Source organism: Stutzerimonas sp. FeSN7, from assembly GCF_030263795.1.
In the GTDB taxonomy this organism is placed as follows: Bacteria; Pseudomonadota; Gammaproteobacteria; order Pseudomonadales; family Pseudomonadaceae; genus Stutzerimonas; species Stutzerimonas stutzeri.
This window is the reverse complement of the sequence record NZ_JARPMN010000001.1, coordinates 347,653-370,266: the sequence shown is the minus strand read 5'-3', so window position 1 is coordinate 370,266 and position 22,614 is coordinate 347,653. Positions and strand designations below refer to the sequence as shown.

Annotated in this window: 22 protein-coding genes; 8 read left to right on the top strand and 14 right to left on the bottom strand. The window is 60.0% G+C overall.

Annotated features, from left to right (window positions below):
* The first annotated feature begins 1 nt into the window (after position 1).
* Complete coding sequence (locus P5703_RS01655) at positions 2-1,357, top strand: DUF1329 domain-containing protein (protein WP_036999587.1); 1,356 nt, start codon at positions 2-4, stop codon at positions 1,355-1,357.
* Positions 1,358-1,435: 78 nt separating this feature from the next.
* On the opposite strand, the gene P5703_RS01650 is transcribed toward P5703_RS01655, so the two are convergent.
* Positions 1,436-2,383: a LysR family transcriptional regulator gene (locus P5703_RS01650; RefSeq protein WP_003302559.1), complete on the bottom strand. Its 948-nt coding sequence runs from the start codon at positions 2,381-2,383 to the stop codon at positions 1,436-1,438.
* Between the two features lie 92 nt (positions 2,384-2,475).
* Here P5703_RS01650 and P5703_RS01645 point away from each other — a divergent pair, with 92 nt between their 5' ends.
* A complete protein-coding gene (locus tag P5703_RS01645; protein WP_003302560.1) occupies positions 2,476-4,440 on the top strand; it encodes an alkyl/aryl-sulfatase in 1,965 nt (654 codons plus the stop codon).
* Between the two features lie 244 nt (positions 4,441-4,684).
* Here the strand turns inward: P5703_RS01645 and P5703_RS01640 are convergent, their stop codons facing one another.
* The 6 genes from P5703_RS01640 to P5703_RS01620 form a co-directional block, all read right to left on the bottom strand.
* Positions 4,685-5,887: a Fic family protein gene (locus P5703_RS01640; protein ID WP_285585354.1), complete on the bottom strand. Its 1,203-nt coding sequence runs from the start codon at positions 5,885-5,887 to the stop codon at positions 4,685-4,687.
* 241 nt (positions 5,888-6,128) lie between these two features.
* Entirely contained in the window at positions 6,129-6,350 is a 222-nt protein-coding gene (locus P5703_RS01635; protein WP_180705838.1) for a BPSL0761 family protein, read from the bottom strand.
* 81 nt (positions 6,351-6,431) lie between these two features.
* A complete protein-coding gene (locus P5703_RS23920) occupies positions 6,432-6,641 on the bottom strand; it encodes an antitoxin Xre/MbcA/ParS toxin-binding domain-containing protein (RefSeq protein ID WP_179576008.1) in 210 nt (69 codons plus the stop codon).
* Entirely contained in the window at positions 6,641-6,943 is a 303-nt protein-coding gene (locus P5703_RS01630; protein WP_285585352.1) for a hypothetical protein, read from the bottom strand. The genes P5703_RS23920 and P5703_RS01630 overlap by 1 nt, the downstream gene beginning before the upstream one ends.
* 90 nt (positions 6,944-7,033) lie before the next feature.
* The gene (locus P5703_RS01625) at positions 7,034-8,434 is read right to left on the bottom strand and encodes a DEAD/DEAH box helicase (protein ID WP_180705577.1); all 1,401 of its coding nucleotides are present in this window, start codon (positions 8,432-8,434) and stop codon (positions 7,034-7,036) included.
* Positions 8,431-9,021 (bottom strand): VspR family transcription factor, encoded by a 591-nt coding sequence (locus P5703_RS01620; protein WP_180705578.1) that lies wholly within the window; start codon positions 9,019-9,021, stop codon positions 8,431-8,433. The genes P5703_RS01625 and P5703_RS01620 overlap by 4 nt, the downstream gene beginning before the upstream one ends.
* A 101-nt stretch (positions 9,022-9,122) precedes the next feature.
* On the opposite strand from P5703_RS01620, the gene P5703_RS01615 reads away from it, so the two are divergent.
* The gene (locus P5703_RS01615) at positions 9,123-9,329 is read left to right on the top strand and encodes a helix-turn-helix domain-containing protein (protein WP_180705579.1); all 207 of its coding nucleotides are present in this window, start codon (positions 9,123-9,125) and stop codon (positions 9,327-9,329) included.
* Between the two features lie 41 nt (positions 9,330-9,370).
* Here the strand turns inward: P5703_RS01615 and P5703_RS01610 are convergent, their stop codons facing one another.
* From P5703_RS01610 to P5703_RS01585, 6 genes are all read right to left on the bottom strand, one after another.
* Entirely contained in the window at positions 9,371-9,841 is a 471-nt protein-coding gene (locus P5703_RS01610) for a hypothetical protein (protein ID WP_180705580.1), read from the bottom strand.
* A 2-nt stretch (positions 9,842-9,843) separates the two neighbouring features.
* A complete protein-coding gene (locus P5703_RS01605; protein ID WP_180705581.1) occupies positions 9,844-11,892 on the bottom strand; it encodes an integrase in 2,049 nt (682 codons plus the stop codon).
* Positions 11,889-13,823: a hypothetical protein gene (locus P5703_RS01600; protein WP_180705582.1), complete on the bottom strand. Its 1,935-nt coding sequence runs from the start codon at positions 13,821-13,823 to the stop codon at positions 11,889-11,891. Before P5703_RS01600 ends, P5703_RS01605 begins: the two co-directional genes overlap by 4 nt.
* On the bottom strand, positions 13,816-15,288 hold the full coding sequence (locus P5703_RS01595) for a site-specific integrase (protein WP_180705583.1): 1,473 nt from the start codon (positions 15,286-15,288) through the stop codon (positions 13,816-13,818). Before P5703_RS01595 ends, P5703_RS01600 begins: the two co-directional genes overlap by 8 nt.
* Positions 15,289-15,349: 61 nt before the next feature.
* Entirely contained in the window at positions 15,350-17,866 is a 2,517-nt protein-coding gene (gene hrpB, locus P5703_RS01590) for an ATP-dependent helicase HrpB (RefSeq protein ID WP_285585341.1), read from the bottom strand.
* Positions 17,867-17,925: 59 nt separating this feature from the next.
* Positions 17,926-18,432 (bottom strand): hypothetical protein, encoded by a 507-nt coding sequence (locus tag P5703_RS01585; RefSeq protein WP_260468768.1) that lies wholly within the window; start codon positions 18,430-18,432, stop codon positions 17,926-17,928.
* Between the two features lie 189 nt (positions 18,433-18,621).
* Between P5703_RS01585 and pmcY the strand changes: the two genes are divergently transcribed.
* The 5 genes from pmcY (at position 18,622) to P5703_RS01560 (ending at position 21,773) form a co-directional block, all read left to right on the top strand.
* On the top strand, positions 18,622-19,038 hold the full coding sequence (gene pmcY, locus P5703_RS01580) for a periplasmic Zn2+ metallochaperone PmcY (RefSeq protein WP_011914729.1): 417 nt from the start codon (positions 18,622-18,624) through the stop codon (positions 19,036-19,038).
* 25 nt (positions 19,039-19,063) lie between these two features.
* Positions 19,064-19,954: a cation diffusion facilitator family transporter gene (locus P5703_RS01575; protein WP_285585340.1), complete on the top strand. Its 891-nt coding sequence runs from the start codon at positions 19,064-19,066 to the stop codon at positions 19,952-19,954.
* A gap of 404 nt (positions 19,955-20,358) precedes the next feature.
* Positions 20,359-20,838 (top strand): Lrp/AsnC family transcriptional regulator, encoded by a 480-nt coding sequence (locus P5703_RS01570; RefSeq protein WP_017246503.1) that lies wholly within the window; start codon positions 20,359-20,361, stop codon positions 20,836-20,838.
* Positions 20,839-20,986: 148 nt separating this feature from the next.
* Entirely contained in the window at positions 20,987-21,379 is a 393-nt protein-coding gene (locus P5703_RS01565) for a globin (protein WP_014597796.1), read from the top strand.
* A 175-nt stretch (positions 21,380-21,554) separates the two neighbouring features.
* Complete coding sequence (locus tag P5703_RS01560; protein WP_013984129.1) at positions 21,555-21,773, top strand: DUF2788 domain-containing protein; 219 nt, start codon at positions 21,555-21,557, stop codon at positions 21,771-21,773.
* Between the two features lie 21 nt (positions 21,774-21,794).
* On the opposite strand, the gene P5703_RS01555 is transcribed toward P5703_RS01560, so the two are convergent.
* Positions 21,795-22,424, bottom strand: a complete 630-nt coding sequence (locus P5703_RS01555) for a pseudouridine synthase (protein ID WP_254161904.1) — start codon at positions 22,422-22,424, stop codon at positions 21,795-21,797.
* Positions 22,425-22,614 lie beyond the last annotated feature (190 nt).

Here is a 22,614-nt window from a genome sequence, read left to right as displayed (position 1 = left end):
CATGCTTAATAGCCCAATCTCCCGCCACACACTCCTGGCACTAAGCCTGATGATCAGCATGCCCGCTTTCTGTGCCGTCTCGGCCGAACAGGCGGCACAGCTAGACCAGCAACTAACGCCCATGGGCGCCGAACGTGCTGGCAATACCGACGGCAGCATCCCCGCCTGGGACGGCGGATACAAGCCATCGACCTCAGGCGGAGCGCTGGTCGATCCCTATGCCGCCGAGCAACCGCTACAGCGCATCGACTCCGGCAACATGGCGCAATTCGCCCAGTGGCTGAGCCCAGGCACGCAAGCCATGCTCCGTCAGTACCCGCAGAGCTTCCATCTGCAACTGTATCCCTCGCACCGCAGCGCGGCCTATCCCGAGTCCATCCTGAAACAGAGCCGGCAAAACGCCACCCGGATCAGACTGAACGCCAGTGGTAGTGGCCTGGAGGGTGGCTACACCAGCGGCGTGCCGTTCCCCGTCCCCCTGCGTGCCGAAGAGGTTATCTGGAACCATGTCACCCGCTACCGTGGCGGGGCGGTCAAGCGCGAGGTTCACCGCATGCCGGTGCAAACCAGCGGTGCCTATCAGGCCAGCCTCATCCGCCAGACACAGGTCTTTGCCAGCAATGTCCGGGACAACACGCCAGACAGCAATCTGCTCTTCTATTTCATCGGCCAGACCCTGGCTCCGGCGCGCCAGGCCGGCAACATCGCCCTGATTCACGAGCCCCTGGATCAGGTACAAACCCCACGCCAGGCCTGGGCTTACAACGCCGGACAGCGGCGTGTCCGGCGAGCCCCTACACTGGCCTACGACTCACCACAGAACAGCTCGGATGGCCTGGCCACATCGGACAACATGGATATGTACAACGGTGCGTTCGATCGCTACGACTGGACCCTCAAAGGCAAGCGCGAACTGTTGATTCCTTACAACAACTACCGACTGCACGACAAAGGGCTGAAGTACGCACAAATCATCCAGCCTGCGCATTTGAATAGCGACTACGTGCGCTATGAGCGGCATCGGGTCTGGGAGGTAGAGGGAAAGCTCAAAGCAGGCCAGCGCCACATTTACGACAAGCGCACGTTTTTCATTGATGAGGACACCTGGCAGATTGCCCTAGCGGACCATTACGACGCCCGTGGTGAGCTATGGCGAGTATCGGCAGCCTACCAGTTGAACTTCTACAACGACCTGGTGCCCTGGATGACCGCCGAGGCTATTCATGATCTGCAGTCTCGCCGTTATCTGGTCAGCGGCCTGAGTAATGAGACCCCGAGCGAGGCCAGCTTCGGCCATGAGGCTCTGCGCCAAGACTTCAAGCCAGATGCCTTGCGCCGCTTGGGCGGGAAGAACTGAAGGATCGGTCTTCGGCGAGTCAGCCACCGGCGTCGGACGACGATCTGCTGCAGGTTGACCGCCTTGCCATGCCCTTCCCTAACGGGCCAACCAAGCATCTTGGCGCTGGCGCACGGTGGTATCGTGGGCCAGAAGCACCTCGATAAAGCATTGCGCAGCAAGTGATAGGCGTCTGCCGCGCAGATGAGCAATCCCGAAACGCCCGCGCAGGCCAGGGTCAAGGCTGCGTAAAGCCTGTAAGTCGCCGCGCCGCAGTTCGTCTTCCACCATAAACCAAGGCAATATTGCCAGCGCCTCACAGCCCTGTAGGAGCTGTTTGATAATGGCCGAGCTATCGCAGGTGATGGCCAGCTTCCACTGCTCACGCCAGGTGTTCTGTAAGGCTCTAGGTAGGCGCTTGAGCAGCTGCTCACGAATATCCTCGGGAAGGTTGGGTCCGGCCAGTGGATACTTCAACAGCATCTCCAGACTAGGCTCGGGGTGCTCAAGCAAGGGATGACCGGCGCGGCACATCGGCAGCGTGTGGTGCTCACCAAGGGCCTGTATCGTATAGCTGGGGTCGTCCTCGATCTCGTGCAAGTCGGCCACCAGCAGATCTATTTCCCGGCGTTGCAAACGCGCGGGCAGTTCTTGCCAGGGTGCCAACACCACCTCCAAATGCACGCCGGGGTGCGCGCGGTTCAAAATGGCCAGCACCGGGGCGACAAGCGCGGCGCCGGCAAACGGACCTACTCCCACACGCAACTCACCTTGCTCCAGGCCGCGCGCCAATTGTAGGTCACGCTGCAAGTCCTGGGCGTGCAGCAGCAGTTGCCGGGCATGCTGCAATAACAGTTCGCCCATCGTTGTGGGGGTCACTTCGCGGTGGCTGCGATCAAACAGCTGCTCGCCAACCTGAGCTTCCAGCGCTTGCAGGCTGCGGGTCAGCGCCGGCTGGGAGAGGTGCAGCGCCTCTGCGGCGCGGGCAAAGTTGCCATGTTCGACCAGGGCCAAGGCATGACGCAGGTGACGGAACTCTATATTCATGTCTTTTGCTCATCAATTAAATGATTTGATTGCATTGGACGCATAGTAGATCGCACGCCATGCTCTGACCAGACACTCTCTGGAGAACGCCGATGAACCTGCCCTATCGCTGGATGCTAACCAGCACCTTGTTGCTACTCAGTGCATGCAGCGACGGCCCTGCGCCCAGTCACAGCGCCGCCACGCCACGCACGCAAGCTGCCCAGGCCGAGGTGGCGCAGAGCTATGACCTGAGCCATGTCGAGGGCCTAGCCCAGGCACGCCGCGGCCTAATTGCCACGCCTCAGGGCCAGGTGCGCGATGCCGAAGGCGAAGTGATCTGGGACTTCGATAGCTTTGCGTTTATCCAAGGTGAGGCCCCCACTACCGTCAACCCCAGCCTGTGGCGGCAAGCGCTGCTGAATAACCAGGTTGGGCTGTTCAAAGTCAGCGACAAAATCTATCAGCTACGCGGCTTCGACCTAGCCAACATGACGCTGATCGAAGGCGACAGCGGCTGGATTGTCATCGACCCGCTAACCAGCCGGGAAACCGCCGCCTTCGCTATGGACTTCGTTGCACAACATCTGGGCTCACGCCCGGTGAGCGCGATGATCTTCAGCCACAGCCATGTCGATCACTTTGGCGGTGCTCTCGGCGTGATCAGCGCCGAAGACGCCAAGGTGCGTCAGCTACCGGTGATTGCCCCGGCTGGGTTTATGGAAGAGGCCACCAGCGAAAACCTGATGATGGGCATCGCCATGGCCCGCCGTGCCACCTTCATGTACGGCAAGCGCCTACCGCGCAGCGCCGAGGGCCTGGTAGACAACGGCCTGGGCAAGGCGGTTGCCTTCGGGCACATGGGCATTCTGCCGCCCACCCAACTGATCGACGGCCGCGAACAGACGCTGGACGTGGATGGAGTGCGCTTCGTCTTCTACAACGTACCCGAGAGTGAAGCCCCGGCGGAAATGACCTTCAGCCTGCCGGAGCTGAACGCCTTTGGCGGCGCCGAGCTACTCTCGCAAACCCTGCACAACCTGTACACCCTACGCGGCGCCAAGGTACGCGATGCCTTGCAGTGGGCCAACTACATCGACGCCAGCCGCGCGCAAGCCGCTGGCGCCGAGGTGCTGTTCAACCAGCACCACTGGCCAGTGTGGGGGCAGGACAACATCCAGACCTTCCTCACCACCCAGCGTGATGCCTACCGCTACCTGCACGATCAAACTGTTCGCCTGATGAATGCCGGCCTCACCGCGCCGGAGATCGCCGAGCAACTGCACCTGCCGCCCAGCCTCGACCGCCATCTGAACGTGCACGACTACTACGGAACCCTCAAGCACAACGTGCGCGGCATCTATCAGTTCTACCTAGGCTGGTTCGACGCCAACCCGGCCAACCTCGACCCACTGCCGCCGGTGGCCGCCGCCGCCAAGTACGTGGCCCTGGCCGGCGGCCGTGAGCCGCTGCTGGCAGCCGCCGAGCAAGCCTATGCCGAGGGCGATTACCGCTGGGCCGCGGAGCTGGGCAAACATCTGCTCTATGCCGATCCGGACAACCAGGGCGCCCGCGATCTGCAGGCACGCAGCTTCGAGCAACTGGGCTATCAGGCCGAGTCGGGGCCCTGGCGCAACTTCTACCTGAGTGGCACCTATGAGCTGCGCCACGGCCTGCCGGAAGAGGGTTTCACTCCGGTAATGATGCTCGATATGCTCAAACACACCGCTCCCGAGCGCTTCCTGGACGTGATGGCCACCAAGCTCAATGGCACGGCGGCAGCCGACAGCGCGCTGCGTATCAACCTCAACTTCACCGACAGCGGCGCGCGCTATCACTTGTGGATCGAGAACGCCGTGCTGCATCACCGCCGTATGAATGAAGGCGAAGTCGCCGAGGCCGACGCCAGCCTCAACCTGAGTAAGGACTTCTTCTTGCAGATAATCAGTGGGCAAGCCGGCGCCGCAGCCCTGCTCAGCTCCGATCAGGTGTCGATCGACGGCAACCCCCTGGCCCTTGGGCGCTTCTTCAGCCTACTGGATCAGCCAGACGGACGCTTCCCCATTGTCACGCGGTAGTAATTGGACTATGCCAACCAATTGCGCCGAGATAAAGTGGCGGGCTTGGCCGTACCCGCAAACAGGTCCAGCTATCGTAGAGCCCTCGATAGTTAGACTTAAGCCCCATGTTGCTGTGAGTGGAGCTGGCCGTTTTCACTCTGACTGGCTGCACAGGTGTTTTGAATCATCTTGGATAGGATGCTTCGGGCCGGAAGTAGCACCTAGCTAACGGCTGCTTTTGGCCGGTAGCCGCCCATAACTGCTACTGGAATCGCCGGTGTAAATCTGGGAAGAGCAGTTGAGCGAACCATACTGGGAAGCCAGGATAAAGGTCGCGAGACTTGGGTGACGGCGCTTCTACCACCCCAAGCAGCAGCAACTCCTTGAGCTGATTGGCCGCCGTCTTATCGTGCAGGTTGAAGTACGCCTTGAAGTCGGCGCGCGACACCTCACCCTGAATAATCAGTAGGTATAGCGCACGTGCCCCCTCAGGCTTGATGCCTGCATGGATGAAGCGGGGTTCGAATTGGACAATTCGTGCCAGCCGTTCGCGCAGGACTGGCATTGCCATAGCCTCACGCGTGTATTGAATCTGGTCCTTACATACCGAAAGCATGAAACGTACAAACTCAACCAACCCGGCCTGGGTCAACTGCCCATGCCCATCCAAGTAGGCCCGGCGGCCTTGATCAGCTGCACTGAGGCGCGCGTAATACTCGTCCTGCTTACGGGCCAGGCCCCGTGAGATGGACCACAGAGATGAGCCCAACCCGATTCTCGTTAGTTGCAAGTGCGTTGCCATCCGAACAACACGACCGTTACCGTCCTCGAATGGGTGCACGAACGCCAGTCGATGGTGATAGGCCATGCTCGCCAGCAGCTGGGAGCGCGGGTCAATTGCACTACCGTAAACCTGCTGCAGTCGGATCAGCATCGGCGTCACAGCCTCCCAGGCTGGTGCGTAATGCCCACCAACAACCACATCCTCTTGCGCCTCATCACGAAGTCGGCCGGGTACCATCAAACGGCCTTCACTCCCCCAGAGGTCAGGGTCCTTCGCACCCTCAAACAACCTGCGATGGAACGACTTCAGAAGATTCACTCCGAACATATCGCTCCACGTGATTTCACTGCGACGACGATCAAGCACTCGTTCAAAGGCTTCCTGTGCCTGGATATGCATAATCGCCAGAAGGCCCAGCTCTTTGGCCTCCCTACGCTTGATCCCTTGAGACAGCTCTGCAGGCTCGGTGTACTGACCTTCAATCAGGTTGCTGTAGTAGCTGTTGGTCAAACGCATCAGCTTACCCAGCCGTTTGGCTGTTTCAGGGGCTACTGAGCCTGCAAGCTGTCCAGCTAGAAAAGGCAGTGAGTCAGCCAGTTCCAACACATCAGGCGGGTACCCAGGATGGGCGGGAACAATGGGCTCAAGCCAGTGGATTCCTCTGATGAGCTGATCGTCCATGCCTTTTTATTTTCTGATTTATTTTCTGATTTATCAGGACTGTCAAGCCCCTTCAATGCCTGGCTTACAGGCTACTCACACACCAATCACAAGGGAATATTTTTCTCATTTCATTTCGGATTTAACGCTGATTTAGTTCTCCACTCACCTGCCCGATGTGAAGCCTTGCAATCCTGGGGAATTCACCTGGTAGGGACGGCCTGCTCTTTACGCAAAGCAACGACCAGCGAAGGTCCGAAAATCACTCGGAGGTGGAGCTGAATACATTCGACCAGCATGTAGTGCTTGCCAGGAGCTCTTCGCCTTTCCCTGCCATAAGAACATCACCAGCGCTCGGGTAATGGCGCAGCAGGTGCTTTGCACTGGATCGAACATCGTCCGGCAATTCAGCATTACGAGACAGCTCAATCAAAAAAGCTCTGGTATGGATTACAGCCCTGGTGCGCTCATGTGGCATGGTCATGCCAAGCCCTCCAAATACTGATCTACACCCAAGCTGATTGGGGCCAACAGGCGCCTGGTCAAACCGTTTAGCCTTCTCAACTTATACAACGCCGCCGTATTCGATGCAGCGCAATAACCGACGCACTTGGAGAGCGCCAAGAATGGTGGTGCATAAAGAATGTGGTGTCCTCCCATCCAGGGCAAAATTGGGAGATGCTAGCCATGCCATAGCGGTAGCACGGCTCCCGAATACCTCTGTAGCAAGCGCTTCGACCTGTTCAAGGCGCTCAGCAGTCCCTGATTCGCACATCAGCTCTTTTCCCAGTAGTTACCCTTGCAGACCAAGCCAAAATCCTCAGAGGAAAATGGCTGATCATCATCGAACATACCATTGACCATACGCTCTCGACGCAATCCACTCAGCACCCTGAAGAAACAAGGCTCGCAGAGATGCACCCGGTAGTGCTCGCCGTCATGCTGCGAGCCATATCCCCATTGGGCTTCAAGCTTACCGTGCTGAAGGCCATAGCCGGGAACACGCGTGCCAGAAGTGCACACGTCGCAGATCACATCTTCAATAACATCGACCAATGCCTGCGACTTAATCTCCATACGCACCTCTCGATTACGTTCCAGGCAGCAACAGCCGGTTATGGATTCATGCTCACTGGTATCCTGTGATCAGCTTCGACTGGGTGAGCATCAAAAACAAGCCAGTAGCTGCTGCCGGTAATGCTGGGAAAAGCTGACCTGGTAAGCGGGCTCAATTGCAAAGCCACTTAGCGAATTAATGAGCGTAGCCTGCGACCCAGTACCAGTTTCTGCACTCCCCAACCCTGCATCTTCGATACTTTCTGCATGCCCCAAAACCCCCACTGGCTCAGACCTGTAGCCTGGAGTAAAAACAGGCCTCTGCACACCGCTCATAACTGCAAGGTCATCAGGCAAGTCATCCGAAATTCGCTCCGCAAAACCCTGAAGCGTTGGCTCCGCCAACATGAATAGCCATGCCTGGTCGTCGGACTCACCTGTGCGCCGTAGCACTCGCCCCAGCACTTGCCGGTAATGCAGTTCGGTGCGGATACGGCTGAGGTAGCAGCACACTTGTAGGCGCGGGATGTCGGTACCTTCGCTGATCATTCCGACGGCCACAATCCAGCGGCAGGTGCTGCTCCGGAATGCATTGATCACCTGCTGCGCATCCGGGGTTTTGTTGGTCACGATGCGGCACTCTTCACCCATTGCTTCTAGAGCCAGTGCAACTTGCTGGGCGTGTTCGATGTCTGTGGCCACCACCAAACCAGCGGCATCAGGTTTGATCTGGCGTAGCTCGTTCAGCTTGCTGCAGCCAAGATCGAGGATTGGATTGATCACCTCGTCATGACGCAGAAGTTCCTCATAGGTGACAGGTGACTCCCCTAAAAGCTTGGCGATGCTGGGAAACAGCCTCACGGAGCTATCCGCGCCAAGCTCTTCCGTAAGTTTCACCTTCTGATTGTCGAGCAACACAATGCGAGGTGATCGGCACACGTCGTCGGCAATGGCATCTTTCAAGCCATAACGGTAATCACAGATCAAATGCCCCTCGGGCGAAGAGTAGCGAGCCAATGCGATGGCCTTGTCGTCCGAACGCCAGGGCGTGCCAGACAGGGCCAGGGTGAAGGCAGCCCGGTCCTGTATCCGATGCAGTATCTGCTGCCCCCAGGCATTGCTGAGCAGCGGATCGTGGCCGGCGCAATGGTGGATCTCATCGAAGACCACGAACACCCGGTAGTCATCAAGCAGCTGCCAGAATCCCTCATCACGGTATTCCATAGCCTGATAGGTATAAGCCGCGCCCACGGCACCTATCTGGCCGTCGAGACGCCTGCCTAGCACAGCCGCAAAGGTCGAACGAAAACCCTCCACGACCTGGCAGGACGGCGCAAAGCACAGCACCAAATCGATTCTGTCCTGCTCAAGCAGTCGGCTGGCCAGTTCTGCAGCCATGCGGGTCTTTCCGGCTCCCGGCGTTGCCTGGCAGAAGAAGTGCGGCGTGACGGTAAAGTGCTCCAACGCCCGAGTGATGCAGCTGTTCTGCCAGCTGCGTAACGAGCTGCTCATCGTGGTGCAGCGAGCGTTTTGAGGGTCTTTTCGATGGCGCGCAGATGCCCCAAGAGGCGAGAACTGCGATCCCTGGCTTCCAGGTAATCGCCTTCAAGCTTGTCCCGTAGATGCGGCATTTCGTCCAGAAGCAGTTTGAATCGCTCTGCCTCGCCCATTGAAGTGAGAAAGTCCAAGCGGATTTCCTTGTGGAGCGCTTCCAACTGCAAATCCGTATTGGCTGACGACTTGAGCGGCAAAGCTTCCACGTCGCGTGCTCCCGTGTCTAGTTCGGGCACTCCGGCAGCCATAAGGCTGTTCTCGAAACCGTTGTCGATCAATTCCAGTTGCAGATGTACCGGAATCGGCTGCAGGTGGTAGACCTGCCCTCGAACACGACGATCCTCATCCAGCACAAGCCAGCCTGCGCGCACTAATCGGCGGATCTGCTCATACACATAGCGGCGCACATCGGCGATACGGAATTGTGTGCCACTCAAGCGAGCGGCATAGGCATCGCGCAGTTCGCGGGTCGTAAACGATGTACGCCCAGGCTCCTGAAGCAGCTCATACAGACGCCTGTCGAAGATAAACGAGGCCGATTTCATTGAGGCACCAGAAGAAATAGCGCGAAAATGCGGATTATAATCCGTGGCCTGTACGTCCGCAAACGCACGATATTGCCGCCTCAAGTTGAATTGAGACGGTCATGGATAAGCTGGCGAAGGCGTTAGGGGAACGCATCCGAATGCAGAGGAAGGCCTGCCGGATTTCCCAGGATGCACTGGCGCTGGCGTGCAGTCTCGACCGCAGCTATGTAGGCCGGATCGAGCGTGGTGAGGTCAACATAACCGTAGAGAAGCTGTATCGCATCGCAAGCGTGCTTGAATGCGATCCATGCAAACTACTGCCTTAGGTGGGGTTCTACCCCGTTAACACGGAAACTTTCGAATAAGCTCACGCCGAGGTGAAGGTCATGTCATTGTTATTACGCAGCAGGGATTCGACCTTGGCCGAGCGGCCCGAGCGGCTATCAACCAGCGAGCGTTCCAGTTCGCGCACCCGTTTCCACAACTTCATATTCTGAGCCAGCACGTTGTCACGCTGCATCTGAGCGATTGATAGCTCTTTTTCCAGCGCGGCCAACTGACTTTCCATCTGACGGATTTGTTTGCCGCTCGATAAACCCGCCCCTTTGCTGGCCTCTGCCCGAACCGCCTCGATTTGAGCCAGTAGCGGTAAATGCGCTTTACGCGACCTCTTTAAGTACCCACGATCAAATCCAGCTTCCAGACTGACTATGCTTGCAGTGAGTTTCGACAGGTCTAAACCCACATGCTCTGGCACAACTGGCTTCCCAACCAGGAGGCGCTGCAAGGCTTCCTCGCAAGCGCCCAACCCCTTACTTTTTCCGTCACCAGACTTCATCGTTAAACCTCCACTGAGTCGATCAGTCGGACTTTGAAGGCGACTAGCCGATCAATCTCAGCCTTGACGATCTGATATTCGCCCGAGTCTTCTGAGTAATTGGACAACTCGTCCTGAGCATCCTCAATGGCAGCAACCAGCTTTTTACGCTGGATAATGGCGCCATCGCAGCTCGTACATTCTGTGTAGTCACCGAGCATAAAAGAGTCACAGCGGCCCACCTTTGAACAGCCACCCAGCAACGTCGGCCGGTAACTAATTTCACCGTTTTTCACCCGTTTTTCGGTGTCAGCGCGGACATCTTCAATCTGAATCTCACCTGCCTTGCCCCGCTCTTTCTGTTTCTCCATGTACGAGCCAGTGCCGCCGAACAGCGGTTCCTCATTAAACAGGAGATCGGCAATCAACTGGTTCGCCACCGACATGGGCATGGCCATCTGATACTCGAAGGCGAAGTGATTGCTTGGCAGGACAAAGTCTTTCTTCTTGTCGTCGTAGTAGCCAAAAACGGTGCGCAGGTTATCGTAGTGATTCGCGTAATAGCGCGACATTTCAATGGTCATGTGCTTGAACTGCGCCCGCACCGTCGGCAACGAAAGAAAACCGCTACTGCTGCCATAGAATGCCAGCGAGCGCCGAAACTGATGGCTTGTCAGCGGCCAGGGCCGGCCGACAGCAAACGCTGGCTCATTGTAAAAGTCCCGAGAAGGATCGCTCTGCGCCAGTTCCTGCAAGTCCTCTGCCTGGATCGACAGCCCGTGCAAAGCAGTTCCGTGTTTCGCTCTACACTTAAATGTCGTCACGCCAACCTCGGCACTGGTCCGCGCATAACAAACAATGGAAGGATTGAGAAACAGCGGACAGCGGGCATCCAACTCGATTTTGTAAAGTTTGGCGAGTCCGCGACAAATCGCCTGGGCGACTTCGACCGCCTTGACGACCTCCCCCGGCGCGAACCATGCGCCTTCTTTCTTGTAGCCGGCGAACTTCGTGGTGGTCGAGAGGACGTTTACTGACTGCGGCTTATCACGCTCAATGCCCTGGTCATCGACGACCACCGGCCTGACGACGTGATCGGACAAACAGTGATACGACATTCGCATCACCTCCTGATCGCGCATGCCGGTATAGAGGTGGATCACCGTTTTCACCACATACTGCATCTGGATCAAGACACGTTGCAGGTTCTTCTTATGAGAACACTCAAACTCACCGGCAAACACTGAAGTCAGATCGTGATCCTTGATCGCTTGCCCCATATCGGGCTGCCAGTATGCCTTACCACCGATACCCGATCTTCTCTGATGCTTATGCGTCGTGCCGTAATACTCATTAGCAAAGCATGCGATAAAAGACTCGAAAACCCCAACACCTTCATAAAACTGATCGAGCAGGTCGCCAGTAGAATTGATGAGATTCAAATAGATTCGAGTCGGAATGACTGGATGCTGCCTGAAGTCGGGCTGCGACTTACAAAAGTTGGCGGGATTGAGCACGGCATAACCCAGCCGTTCTTCGCCCACCCTGGTCAAGCCTTTCAAGATCCCAGCAAGAACTCGTTTTTCGGGGCTTTTTTGGCCAATAAATGCCGCCAGATAAACTGGCACAGTAAATATTTGCTGTAAGGACAGCACGCCAACCATGGGCTTCGGTTTTTGCTCATAGCAGAACTGCGTGGCCATGCGCAGCACAAACCAATACTGGAGCAGTGTGGTCACACTCAGCTTACCGAGTCGCCCGCCACCGGCAAAATAGATCAGGCAATACAGCAGATGTTTGGCCTCTTCTATCAGCGCCTGCTGCTGTTGGCCACTTTCGTCGAACACCGTATCAAAAAGTATTCGCCCGAGTTTTTTTGCACTCAGCCGGTATGGGTTAAAGTCCCAAACAGGCTCACCGTATACCGCCTTGGCGTTGCCGTTCTCATCACGACAAAGAACGAAATCGGGCGCGGGCTTGCCGTAGAGTTGCGGCGCGTTATCTGGCTCACTGGTAGGCGGAAACTGACCGCTGGAAAAGAGACTGCCGATGGACTGGACAACAGCGTTCAAAATACCACCCCCATTTTTTCATACCGGCTCAAGCGTCTTTCCCAGAACGGCGTAAGTTCACCGTATTCAAATACCCTAGCCTTGATCGCTTCAACCAACTGCTTCACCGCATCTGAACGTTCGCCAAGCGCCTCAAGGATGAACTCGATTCGGATCGACAATTCTTTGTAGAGCGCTTCAGCATGGGCCGCATCGGGCGCTGCTTTACGCACCGCATTGATCACATACTGCAAGCTCACAATCTTGTGCAGGTCTTCTTCATCGCTGTGACACATATAGTGCTCGCAGTACAAGCAGCCGTATTGGCTGCGGCAGTTCGGCTCAATTGCAACAGCCCCAAAATCGCGCACAGGGATAGGCTGGTTGAACCCGTCACAGTGGCCCGCCGCCGTTGCGATCTCGCCCTTTGCAGGCCTCTGGCTGCGCTCACGCACGACTTGGGCGGCATGGCGCATGACCTGCCAGAACTGTCCGAACTCGGCTTCCTGCTGCTCAGGCGTAGCCTCCGAATAAGTCGAAAGATTCACCGCCACGCTTTGATTCAAGGTTGCCGCTACCGTTGACGGCGACAGGCCAGCGGCGTGCATCCCAAGGCTTTTGTGCTTGCGCATCTTGCGCGGCGAAAGTCTCGGCACATTGGGGTCGAGGAAGGTGCCGCTGATGGTGTTAAAGAACCCAGACAGATATTGAGTTGTCTTAAGATCAGAAAATTCGTTATTGGTCCTTGCTCGTTCGTAATTCGCGGGCATCGTAAAGAACAACCGCTCATGCGTCGCGCCATTCAGAATCCACTCACGGAGCTTCAAGTATTCCTTGAGCAGCGGCAAACCCGTGCCCCGTCCGATGTTGTAGAGGGTTTCTTTCCCGCCCGCACGAAACTTCACAGCCGACAGCTCTTTCTTGATTGGAGACTTCTCAACCTCGAGCGCGTCTGCATAGCTAAACTGGTCAAACTCGGACGGCGTGGCGCCTGTGATCATCATGAAAAGACTTGCGTAGGCTTTCGCGGCAAGACCCGCCACTTGAAGCCGGTGCCAGTAGCTCTCATCTTCGTTGGCCACATCCAAGTTGGCCATTGCTCTTAATAGCGTGGCCTCTGCTGCCGATTTAATGGGTAGCCTTCGCCCCAATTTTTCATAAGCTGCACGGAATTCTTCGACTGTCGAAATCCGTCGCTCGCCGGCATTATATGAAGGCACCGATTCCTTGAATGGGCCAACCCAACCGTGGTTTGATGGAAACCCAACCACCTCATAATCCCTGATACTCACAACGAAAGGATATGACTGGCTGTTCAGGACGAAAGCGCTGCATTGCCGGGCAATAGCCAAACAAACGTCCCAGTAGACCTCAGCATTGACATCGCTGGCTGCCTCAGAGCCTCCATCCGAAATGATCCTGACCGCACCCGCAAGAATATGGTGGCTGTCTTCTGGGTAAAGCAGTTCAATCAACCTAGAAATATGGCGCTGTGTATTTTTCGCACTGACGGGTTTCAATGCCTGATGGGCTATTTGATGATTCAGGTGCGCGGTATAGTCTCGATAGGCTTGCTGGGCTTGCGCTGCACTGGCAAACATTTCCCTGTAGCCATGCGTGTTCAGCCAGTCGATAAAGTATTCGATAAATTTCAATCGCGTTAGAGCAGTCTCATCACGCTGACCGACTAAGGACTCCAGCAGTCTCACAATCAATTCACGGCGGCTTTCAACAAAAGACTCAATAACCACCGGCGTGCCACGATCATCGAAAACTTTTTCATTCTTACCACGCATCAAATATGCAAAACTGCCAATATCAAACGGCTTCTTCATCACCTTCGGAGACAGTTGCAAACGCAAGCGCTCAGGCTCGGCAAAATCTTGGGTAACTTCACTTAGCGTAATAATCTGCGTATTGGCACGATGCTCGAATTGCTGAAGACTATTCATCGTGCGCCTCCACCTTCAGCACTGCGTAGCCGCCATTGAACAACTTGCCCTCCCAAATCTCTTGGGCAATGACCTTTTCGTGAGTCATCTTGAACAATTTTAGGTAGTTCTCTGTCGTTTCCCTGGACTCGTGGTGCATGCGCTTCTGAATAAAGTCAATGTCTTCGCCCGGTTTCAACGGTCCTTCCTGAACCAATGGCTGCAAGCGCTGGTAGAGCTGATAGCCATAGGTCGCTCGCAGCCAGTGATATGAAAAGTCTTTCGGGAATGGGCTAGAGGCTTTTTGGATCAACTTGCGCTTAATCGTTTCCGTTACCTGTCCTGCCTGCCGCGACTTCACAATTTGATAGCGCGGATCGCTTTTGGCCATGTAATAGCAGTTGCCTTGATCGGAGAGAAACAAATACATATCGTCCTCGGCTACCGATAGGCCGGGATGACTGATCTCTAACTGAGCGCGGAACTTCTCCCGGCGCGCCTTCATCATCGGGCTTTTGGCAAGCGTGACCAGTTCTTCGGCAAGTTGCTTCGGAACGTACAGGACTTGCGGCTTGTCGTATTTCGTATCAATGCCTGTGCCCGGGCCGGCATGTAATTTATAGGCACCCTCTTTCTCCAGCCTGTCCTCTGTAAAGCCCTTCAAATGCTTCAAGCGCATGGTCAGAACGCTTTGCTTGCGGGCGCCCGTCATTAGTGCGGTCATCAGTATCAATCGCTCAAACGCAGACCATTCTTCTTCATTGCGAATGGAGGCAAGAAACGCACCCAACTCACGATTGGAAAGCGGCCGAAGATCTTCGCCGTCTTCCCGCACGAACCCCAGCGGCACTGAACTAACAGGCGGCGTGCGCCGAGTTTGACTACGCTTTTCTGCTTCTATGACCTTGTAGCCTTTAGAACCCTGCACCATGAACCGTACCTGCTTGATCGTATCGACACGCTTCATGTCGAGATCATGCCAATGCGCGGTAACGTACTTGTAAAAGTGGTAGACCTCAGAAGTGTATTGATTGATCACCTGATTACTGCGAGTGCCTTCGTTAATCAGGTGATAGAAGTATCGGTAGGTCGGACGAAGCGGAGGCCGAGCACCGGAGAAGTCGAGCCAATCAAGGTTGTTATCTTCACAGAACAATAGGTAATCAAGGAGTTTGCTGGCACGCCGCCGAACATCGTCAGTGCGCCGATTGATCGGAGCCTTGTTACTCATGATGCTCAGCAAATAATCGTTCGCTTCGTGCCAGGGATTGCCATCTGCATGAAACAAGAACGGGAAGTTAAATAAGTCCCGGTCATTCCCGCCAGCGACCTCGTCGAGTTGGAAAACGGTCTTGGAATCATTCCCTTCGAGCGCCAATGTGGCCGAACCGGGCGGGGCTTCATGGACATACAGACTGGCGAAGGCGTCACGTAGATGCTGGATGAGACCCAGGCGGCCTTCGTGACGCGGATTGGTGTAGGACATGATTCGCCCCCTCAAAGAATGAGTCAACCATAAATGTTACGCGAGGAATCACACAGCAGGATCAGTCAATCTTTTTATTGTTAAGGGATTCAACCCAAGGGTCCAACTTATGGAATAGCTTGGGATAGCGCCCCTTCAGATCCTTCTTCACCTCGGCATAGGTATTGGCCCAGAAGCTCGCCAGGTCCTGGGTGACCTGTACCGGCCGGCGCGCCGGCGACAGCAGATGCAGCTTGACGACCTGCCGGCCAGCGGCGATACGCGGCGTGTCGGCCAGGCCGAACAGCTCCTGCAGGCGCACCGCCAGCACCGGCGGCTGCTCGCTGTAGTCCAGCCGAATGCGCGAGCCGGAGGGCACCGTGACGGCCACCGGTGCCTGCTCCTCCAGGCGCTGCGGCAGCGGCCAGGGCAGCAGGGTGGCGAGCATCGCGGCGAGATCGAGCTGGGCGAAGTGCGCCAGCCGCGTGACCTTGCCCAGATAAGGCAGCAGCCAGTCCTCCAGGCGTGCCAGCAGTGCGGCGTCGCTGACATCCGGCCAGTCGCTGGTGTCGCCCGCATCCAGCTCGAGCTGGCGCAGCAGGCCGATGCGCGCCTGCCACTGGCGCAGCTCCGGCGTCCAGGCCAGCAGTTCCAGCCCCTTGCGCCGCACCAGAGCGAGCAGCGCCTTGCCACGTGCCTCTTCGTCCAGCGTCGGCAGCGGTTCGCGACTGAGCACCAGCTCGCCGACCCGCCGCTGCCGCTCGGCACGCAGCACGCCCTCGCGCTCGTCCCATTCCAGCTCGTCGCGCACGGCGACCTGCTCGGCCAGCGCGCTCTCGAACAAGGCCGGGTCCAGCGCCACGGCGCGATAGATGCGCTCCTCGCGCTGGCCCTGATGGCTGCCCAGCTCGGCGATCACCAACCAGGACTCCTTCATCAGCGGGTCCGGCTCGCCGAACTGCGCCGCGCGGCCGTTGGCCAGCCGATAGCCACCGCCGCCCTCGCGGCGCTGGCGGGCCACCCGGTCCGGATAGGCGAAGGCCAGCAGCGCGGCCAGCGCGTGTTGCTCATCGAGTTCAGCAGCCGGCGCCGCCGCGGCAGCGCGCAGCAAGCTGCGAAACTGCCGGGCCAGTTGCCGGACGCGCTGCACCCCAGCACCACGACCATCCTGCAACTGATGCAGGCGCAGGGCGAGATCGGCTCCGCCGCCGCGCGGCCCGCCGGATTGAATATCACGCTCGACCAGCAGCGCCGCCACGTCGGCAGCCAAGGCAGCCACGCCCAACGCCTGCCCGCGCAGCAGCATGTGCGCCAGGCGCGGATGCACCGGCAGCTCGGCCATCGCCTGGCCGTGGCGGGTCAGCTGCCAGCCGCCGTGCTCGCTGCGCTGCAGCGCACCGAGGCGCTCCAGCAGGGCCTGCGCCTGGCCGTAGGCGGCGGCCGGCGGACGATCGAGCCAGGCCAGCTCGTCGGGCTCGACGCCCCAGCGCGCCAGCTGCAGCGCGACGCCGGCAAGGTCCGCCTGGAGAATTTCCGCCTCACCGTAGGCCGCCAGCTGCCCGTGCTGCTCCTCCGACCACAGCCGGTAGCAGGCGCCCGGCTCCAGCCGCCCGGCCCGCCCCGCCCGTTGCGTGGCCGAGGCGCGGGAGATGCGCCGGGTTTCCAGGCGGGTCATGCCACTGCCGGGATCGAAGCGCGGCACCCGCGCCAGCCCGGCGTCCACCACTACCCGTACACCTTCGATGGTCAGACTGGTCTCGGCGATATTGGTCGCCAGCACCACCTTGCGCAGGCCCGCCGGTGCAGGCTCGATGGCCGCACGCTGCTGGGCCAGCTCCAGTTCGCCATGCAGCGGGCAGAGCAGGATGTCGCCGCGCCCCTCCAGCTGCTCGGCCAGCGCCTCGTTCACCCGACGGATCTCCGCCTGCCCGGGGAGGAACACCAGCACGCTGCCGCGCTCGTCCTGCAGCGCCTGCAGCACCGTCTGCACCACCCGCGGCTCGATGCGCTCGCCCGGCGCCAGCGGGCGGCCCCAGCGCTGCTCCACCGGGTGCATGCGCCCCTCGCTGCGCACCACCGGTGCCTCGTCGAGCAACGCCGACAGGCGCTGGCCCTCCAGCGTCGCCGACATCAGCAGGAGCTTGAGCGGCTCGTCGCGGAGCAGCTGACGCGCATTGAGCGTCAGCGCCAGGGCCAGATCGGCATCCAGGCTGCGCTCGTGGAATTCGTCGAAGATCACCAGCCCGACGCCTTCCAGTGCCGGGTCGTCCTGCAGGCGGCGCGCAAGGATGCCCTCGGTGACCACCTCGATGCGGGTGTTCGGCCCGACCTTGCTGTCCAGGCGGATGCGGTAGCCCACCGTCTCGCCGACCCGCTCGCCCAGCTCGCTGGCCAGGCGTTCGGCGGCGGCGCGGGCGGCCAGCCGGCGCGGTTCGAGCATGATGATGGTCTGCCCGGCCAGCCAGGCTTCGCCGAGCAGCGCCAGCGGCACGCGGGTGGTCTTGCCGAAGCCGGGCGGCGCCTCGAGCACGGCTTCGTCGCGCTGCTGCAGGGCCTGGCGCAACGCCGGCAGAACTTCGTCGATCGGTAGGGAATTCATGAGCACTCGCTTCGGGCAGACGATTCAACAACCGAAGCGCCCGCCCGAAGCTGGGCGCATCAGTTGACGCTGTAGCCGCGTCCGGTCAGGCAGGCACCGAGGGCGCGCTTGTAGGTGTCGGCAACGCTGGCCGCCGGGGCCGTCCGGGCGCTGGCCGGGTCGAAACCGCTCTGGCTGACCGCCCAGCTATGGCACTCGTAGCGGTCGCGGCTCTGCTGCTCGGCACTCTGGCCCTTGGCCGGATAGGCGATCACATCATATCGCGTGGCCTCGCTGGCCGGCAGCGGCGGCTGGCTGACGGGTTCGTAGACGTTGCGCTCGGCATTCCACAGGTAATAGGTTCCGGCGGCGACGAAGTAGAGCATGCTGCCGATCCACACTTCCCGCGCGCCGGCTGGCAGTCCGTGCCCATGACGCGGCCCTGGCGCAGGGTAGGGCCCCGGGCCGCCCGGCCCACGCTGCATTCCCGGCCCCGGTCCCGGCCCGGGCGGTGCGGCAAGGGCGGTCGCTGCAACGCAGAAGGAAAGGAACGCGCCGAGCGCGGCGCGCGGCAATGATCCGAACATGGTGGTGCACTCCGAGTGAGAGGAATCGCCACGCGATTATCCGCCGGAGCCGCGCCGGGCTCCGTCAATGCTCGGTAAGGACTGGGTAAAGCTGCCGGGCGCCGAACACCCGTGCATGCGGCATGGTCTGATGTCGAGAAAACATCATCCAGCCCTTGTATAGTTGCGCCACTTTTCCAGGAGGTCTTTATGCGTACCCGTAACCGAATCATCGGCGGCGTGTTGGCCGCGTCCCTGTTCACCCAGCTGACCGCCTGCGGCACGCTGTTCTACCCCGATCGCCGCGGGCAGATCGAAGGCCGCATCGACCCGGCCATCGCCGTGCTCAACGCCGTCGGCCTGCTGTTCTACGTCATCCCCGGACTGATCGCGTTCGGCATCGACTTCGCCACCGGTGCGATCTACCTGCCGGACAACCAGTACTCCATGGCGCCGGAGAAATTGCAGGAAGCGATCGGCGCCGATGGGCAGATCGACCAGGCCCGCCTGAAAGCCATCATCGAGGCGGAAACCGGCCGCAGCCTGCCGCTGGACGACCCGCGACTGATCCAGCACAACGGCAGCGTCGAGCAGCTGGCCGCCTTCGGCCTGCGCCCGGCCGCCTGATGCCCACGAGGGACAGCCGCCGCCGATGAGCATCAATCGCGACCACGCCCGGCTCATGCGCCGGGCCACCGCCGCGGCATTGGCGACGGCCATCCTGCTGGCGCTGAGCAAGGCCGTCGCCTGGTGGCTGAGCGGCTCGGTGAGCCTGCTCGCCGGTCTGACCGACTCGCTGCTCGATGGCGCCGCCTCGCTGCTCAACCTGCTGGCGGTGCACTACTCGCTGCGCCCAGCCGACGACGATCACCGCTACGGCCATGGCAAGGCCGAGGCGCTGGCCGGGCTGGGGCAGGCGGCATTCATCTGCGTCAGCGCGATCCTCGTCGGCGTGCAAGGCGTCGACCGCCTGCTGCATCCGCAACCGTTGGGCGCGCAGGGTGTCGGCATCGCGGTGATGATTTTCTCACTGGTGATGACCGCCGTGCTGCTGACCTACCAGCACCACGTGGTCAAGCTCACCGGCTCCACCGCCATCCGCGCCGATTCGCTGCACTACCGCTCCGATCTCCTGCTGAATACCAGCATCCTGCTCGCGCTGGTGCTGGCCAGCTTTGGTTGGGAGCGAGTGGACGCGCTGTTCGGCATCGCTATCGCGCTGTACATCTTCTGGAGCGCGATCAGCATCGTCCGCGAGGCCGGTGCCGTGCTGATGGATACCGAGCTGTCGCCAGAAATCAGCGAGCAGATGCAGCAACTGGTCTGCGAAGTGCCCGGCGTGCATGGCTGCCACGATTTCCGCACACGGGTTTCCGGCACGCGCTGGTTCGTGCAGTTGCATCTGGAGCTACCCGGGGACCTGCCGCTGTCACAGGCACATGATCTGTGCGTGGCGGTGGAGAACGCGATTCACGATCGCTATCCGAATGCGGAGGTGCTGGTGCATGCCGACCCGCTTGAGGTGGCGCCGCCGAGGCGGTGAGCCTTCGACCAGTGTCAGGCGTCGGGGCGATAGAGCCCCTGTCTGTATCGCTTGCAGGTTTGCAGACCTTCATCGCCGATCACATCCAACCCCCCACGACGCCCACAACGAAAAAGACCACGCCTGGGCGTGGTCTCTTCGATTCGTCTGGCCGATGGTAACGGCTGCTTCGCACGGTGCCTCGTGAGCGCCGGAGGCCCGGACCGTCGGTCTCGGTAAGACTTTCGGTGACCGCGGCGGGGATCGCGTGCCGTGGTCGTTCTGCCGGGGGCTGAAGTTGAGATAAAGCTTACGCCGCCCCGACCGGCACCGGATTGCGAAGATTGCTGATCACGGCATCACTTGCGCAATCAATAGCCCTGGATTCATCATCATGCGCAATCTGATCCCAAAGGCATCCCTCCGTGAGCAAACTCGACCGCTACGACTTGCGCATTCTCGCCGAACTGCAGCACGACGCCCGCATCTCGAACCAGGAGTTGGCCGAACGCATCGGACTGTCGCCCTCGCCCTGCTCACGCCGCGTCAAGCAACTGGAAGACGACGGCTATATCGCTCGCCAGGTAGCCCTGCTCGACCGCAAGAAGCTCGGCCTGACGCTGACCGCCTACGTGCTGATCGGCATGGACCGGCACACCCCGGAGCGCTTCGAGCACTTCGAGGGCGTGATCGGACGCTGCCCGGAAGTGCTGGAATGCAGCCTGGTCACCGGCATGGATGCCGACTACCAGCTCAAGGTGGTGGTGCCGGACATGGACCACTACCAGCAGTTCCTGCTCGGTACCCTGACGCGTATCGAAGGCGTCTCCAGCGTGCGTTCCAGCTTTGTCCTGCGTCAGGTGGCATCGAGCACCGAGCTGCCACTGGAGCATTTGCGCAGCTGAGACGCAGCGCACAGGCTGTACCCTACTTTCCGAAGGGTTACTGCCTATAATCCGCGCCCTTGTATCCGGTGTCGCCAGGCGCGCCGGACAGCCGAATGCGACGCCCCGTGCAGGCGCCGCTCCCGAACCTTCGTGCCAGGGATGCCCCATGAACGACACCAACCGCGTCATGCAGAGCTATGGCCGCTGCTGCGCGAGCCCCCGCTTCTTCGATGACTTCTACGCCACCTTTCTCGCCAGCTCGCCAGCGATACGGGAGAAGTTCGCCCGTACCGACATGACCGCGCAGAAGCAACTGCTGCGCGCCGGCATCCTCAACCTGGTGCTGTTCGCCCGCGGCATGCCGGATACCAAGCTCCGTGCGCTGGGCCAGAGCCATTCGAGGGCACAGCTGGACATCCATCCGGAGCTCTATGACCTGTGGATCGATGCCCTGCTCAAGACCATCGGGCAACACGACGAGGACCTGCAGCAGGCGGACCTGCAGGCCTGGCGCGCGGTGCTGAACAAGGGCATCGATGTGATCAAGGCGGCCTACTGAATTCGGGCGAGACATTTCGCCGCACCGGCCCCCGGTCGGTGCGATCCGAACGCTTTGCGAGCACGACCGTCCAACCAGCGGTGGCACACGCGCCGCTTTGCGCAGGCGTATACTGCCCCGCTTTCGCGCCCGGCCTGCCACGGGCGCCGTCGTCGAAGTCAGTCAGGAGAACCCTGTGGATCCCGAAGTTTTCGAAAAGTGGATGATGATCGTGCTGGTCGGCGGGCTGATGGCCTTCATGGCCTTCATCATCTGGGACCTGGCCAAGAAGTCGAAGGCCGGGCGCCTTGGCACCGCCATCCTCTTCCTCGGTCTCGGCCTGTGCCTGTTCGCGTTTCTCGCCAAGCCGGTCATCGGATACATCATCGAAGTGACTCAGGGCATCCCGCACTGAGTTGAGGCACCGGCCGGCGCGCTACAGCTGCGCCGGCACTTCCCGCCACTCGCCCGGCTGCAGGCCGTCCAGCGCCCAGGGGCCGATGCGCACCCGTACCAGGCGCAAGGTCGGCAAGCCAACCGTCGCCGTCATGCGCCTCACCTGGCGATTGCGCCCTTCGCGAATCACCAGCTCCAGCCAGCTGGTCGGTACGCTCTTGCGAAAGCGCACCGGCGGATTGCGCGGCCACAGCTCGGGCTCATCGAGCTGCCGCGCTTCGGCCGGCAGGGTCATGCCGTCGTTCAGCTCGACGCCCTGACGCAGCCGCTCCAGCTGTGTCTCGTCCACCTCGCCTTCCACCTGCACCCAGTAGGTCTTGGGCAGCTTGTGCTTCGGGTCGGCGATACGCGCCTGCAACCGACCGTCGTTGGTCAGCAGCAACAGACCCTCGCTGTCGCGATCCAGGCGCCCGGCGGGGTAGACGCCCGGCACCGAGACGAAGTCCTTCAAGGTCGCACGACCATCGGCATCGGCGAACTGCGTGAGCACGTCGAACGGCTTGTTCAGCAGCAACAGCCGCGGCTCGGCCGGCGGCGCCTTGGCGACGCGCCGCGGCGCAGGCGCTCTGGCAGGCGATCGCGAGGATGGAGAACGCGGTGGGCGGGGCATGGCGACGGGTCTCGGAGCGGGCCGGCCATGCTAGAAGCCAGGCCTGCAACGGGCAAGTGGCGGGCGGGCACCGAAATCGGGCAAAGCGGGCCCTGGCAGTGCACCACGCGCCCTGCGATGCACCAGCATGGCTCACCACGAAAGCTGCCGGATCAACCCAGGATCGGCGCAAAGCGGCGTCGTAGAAGGC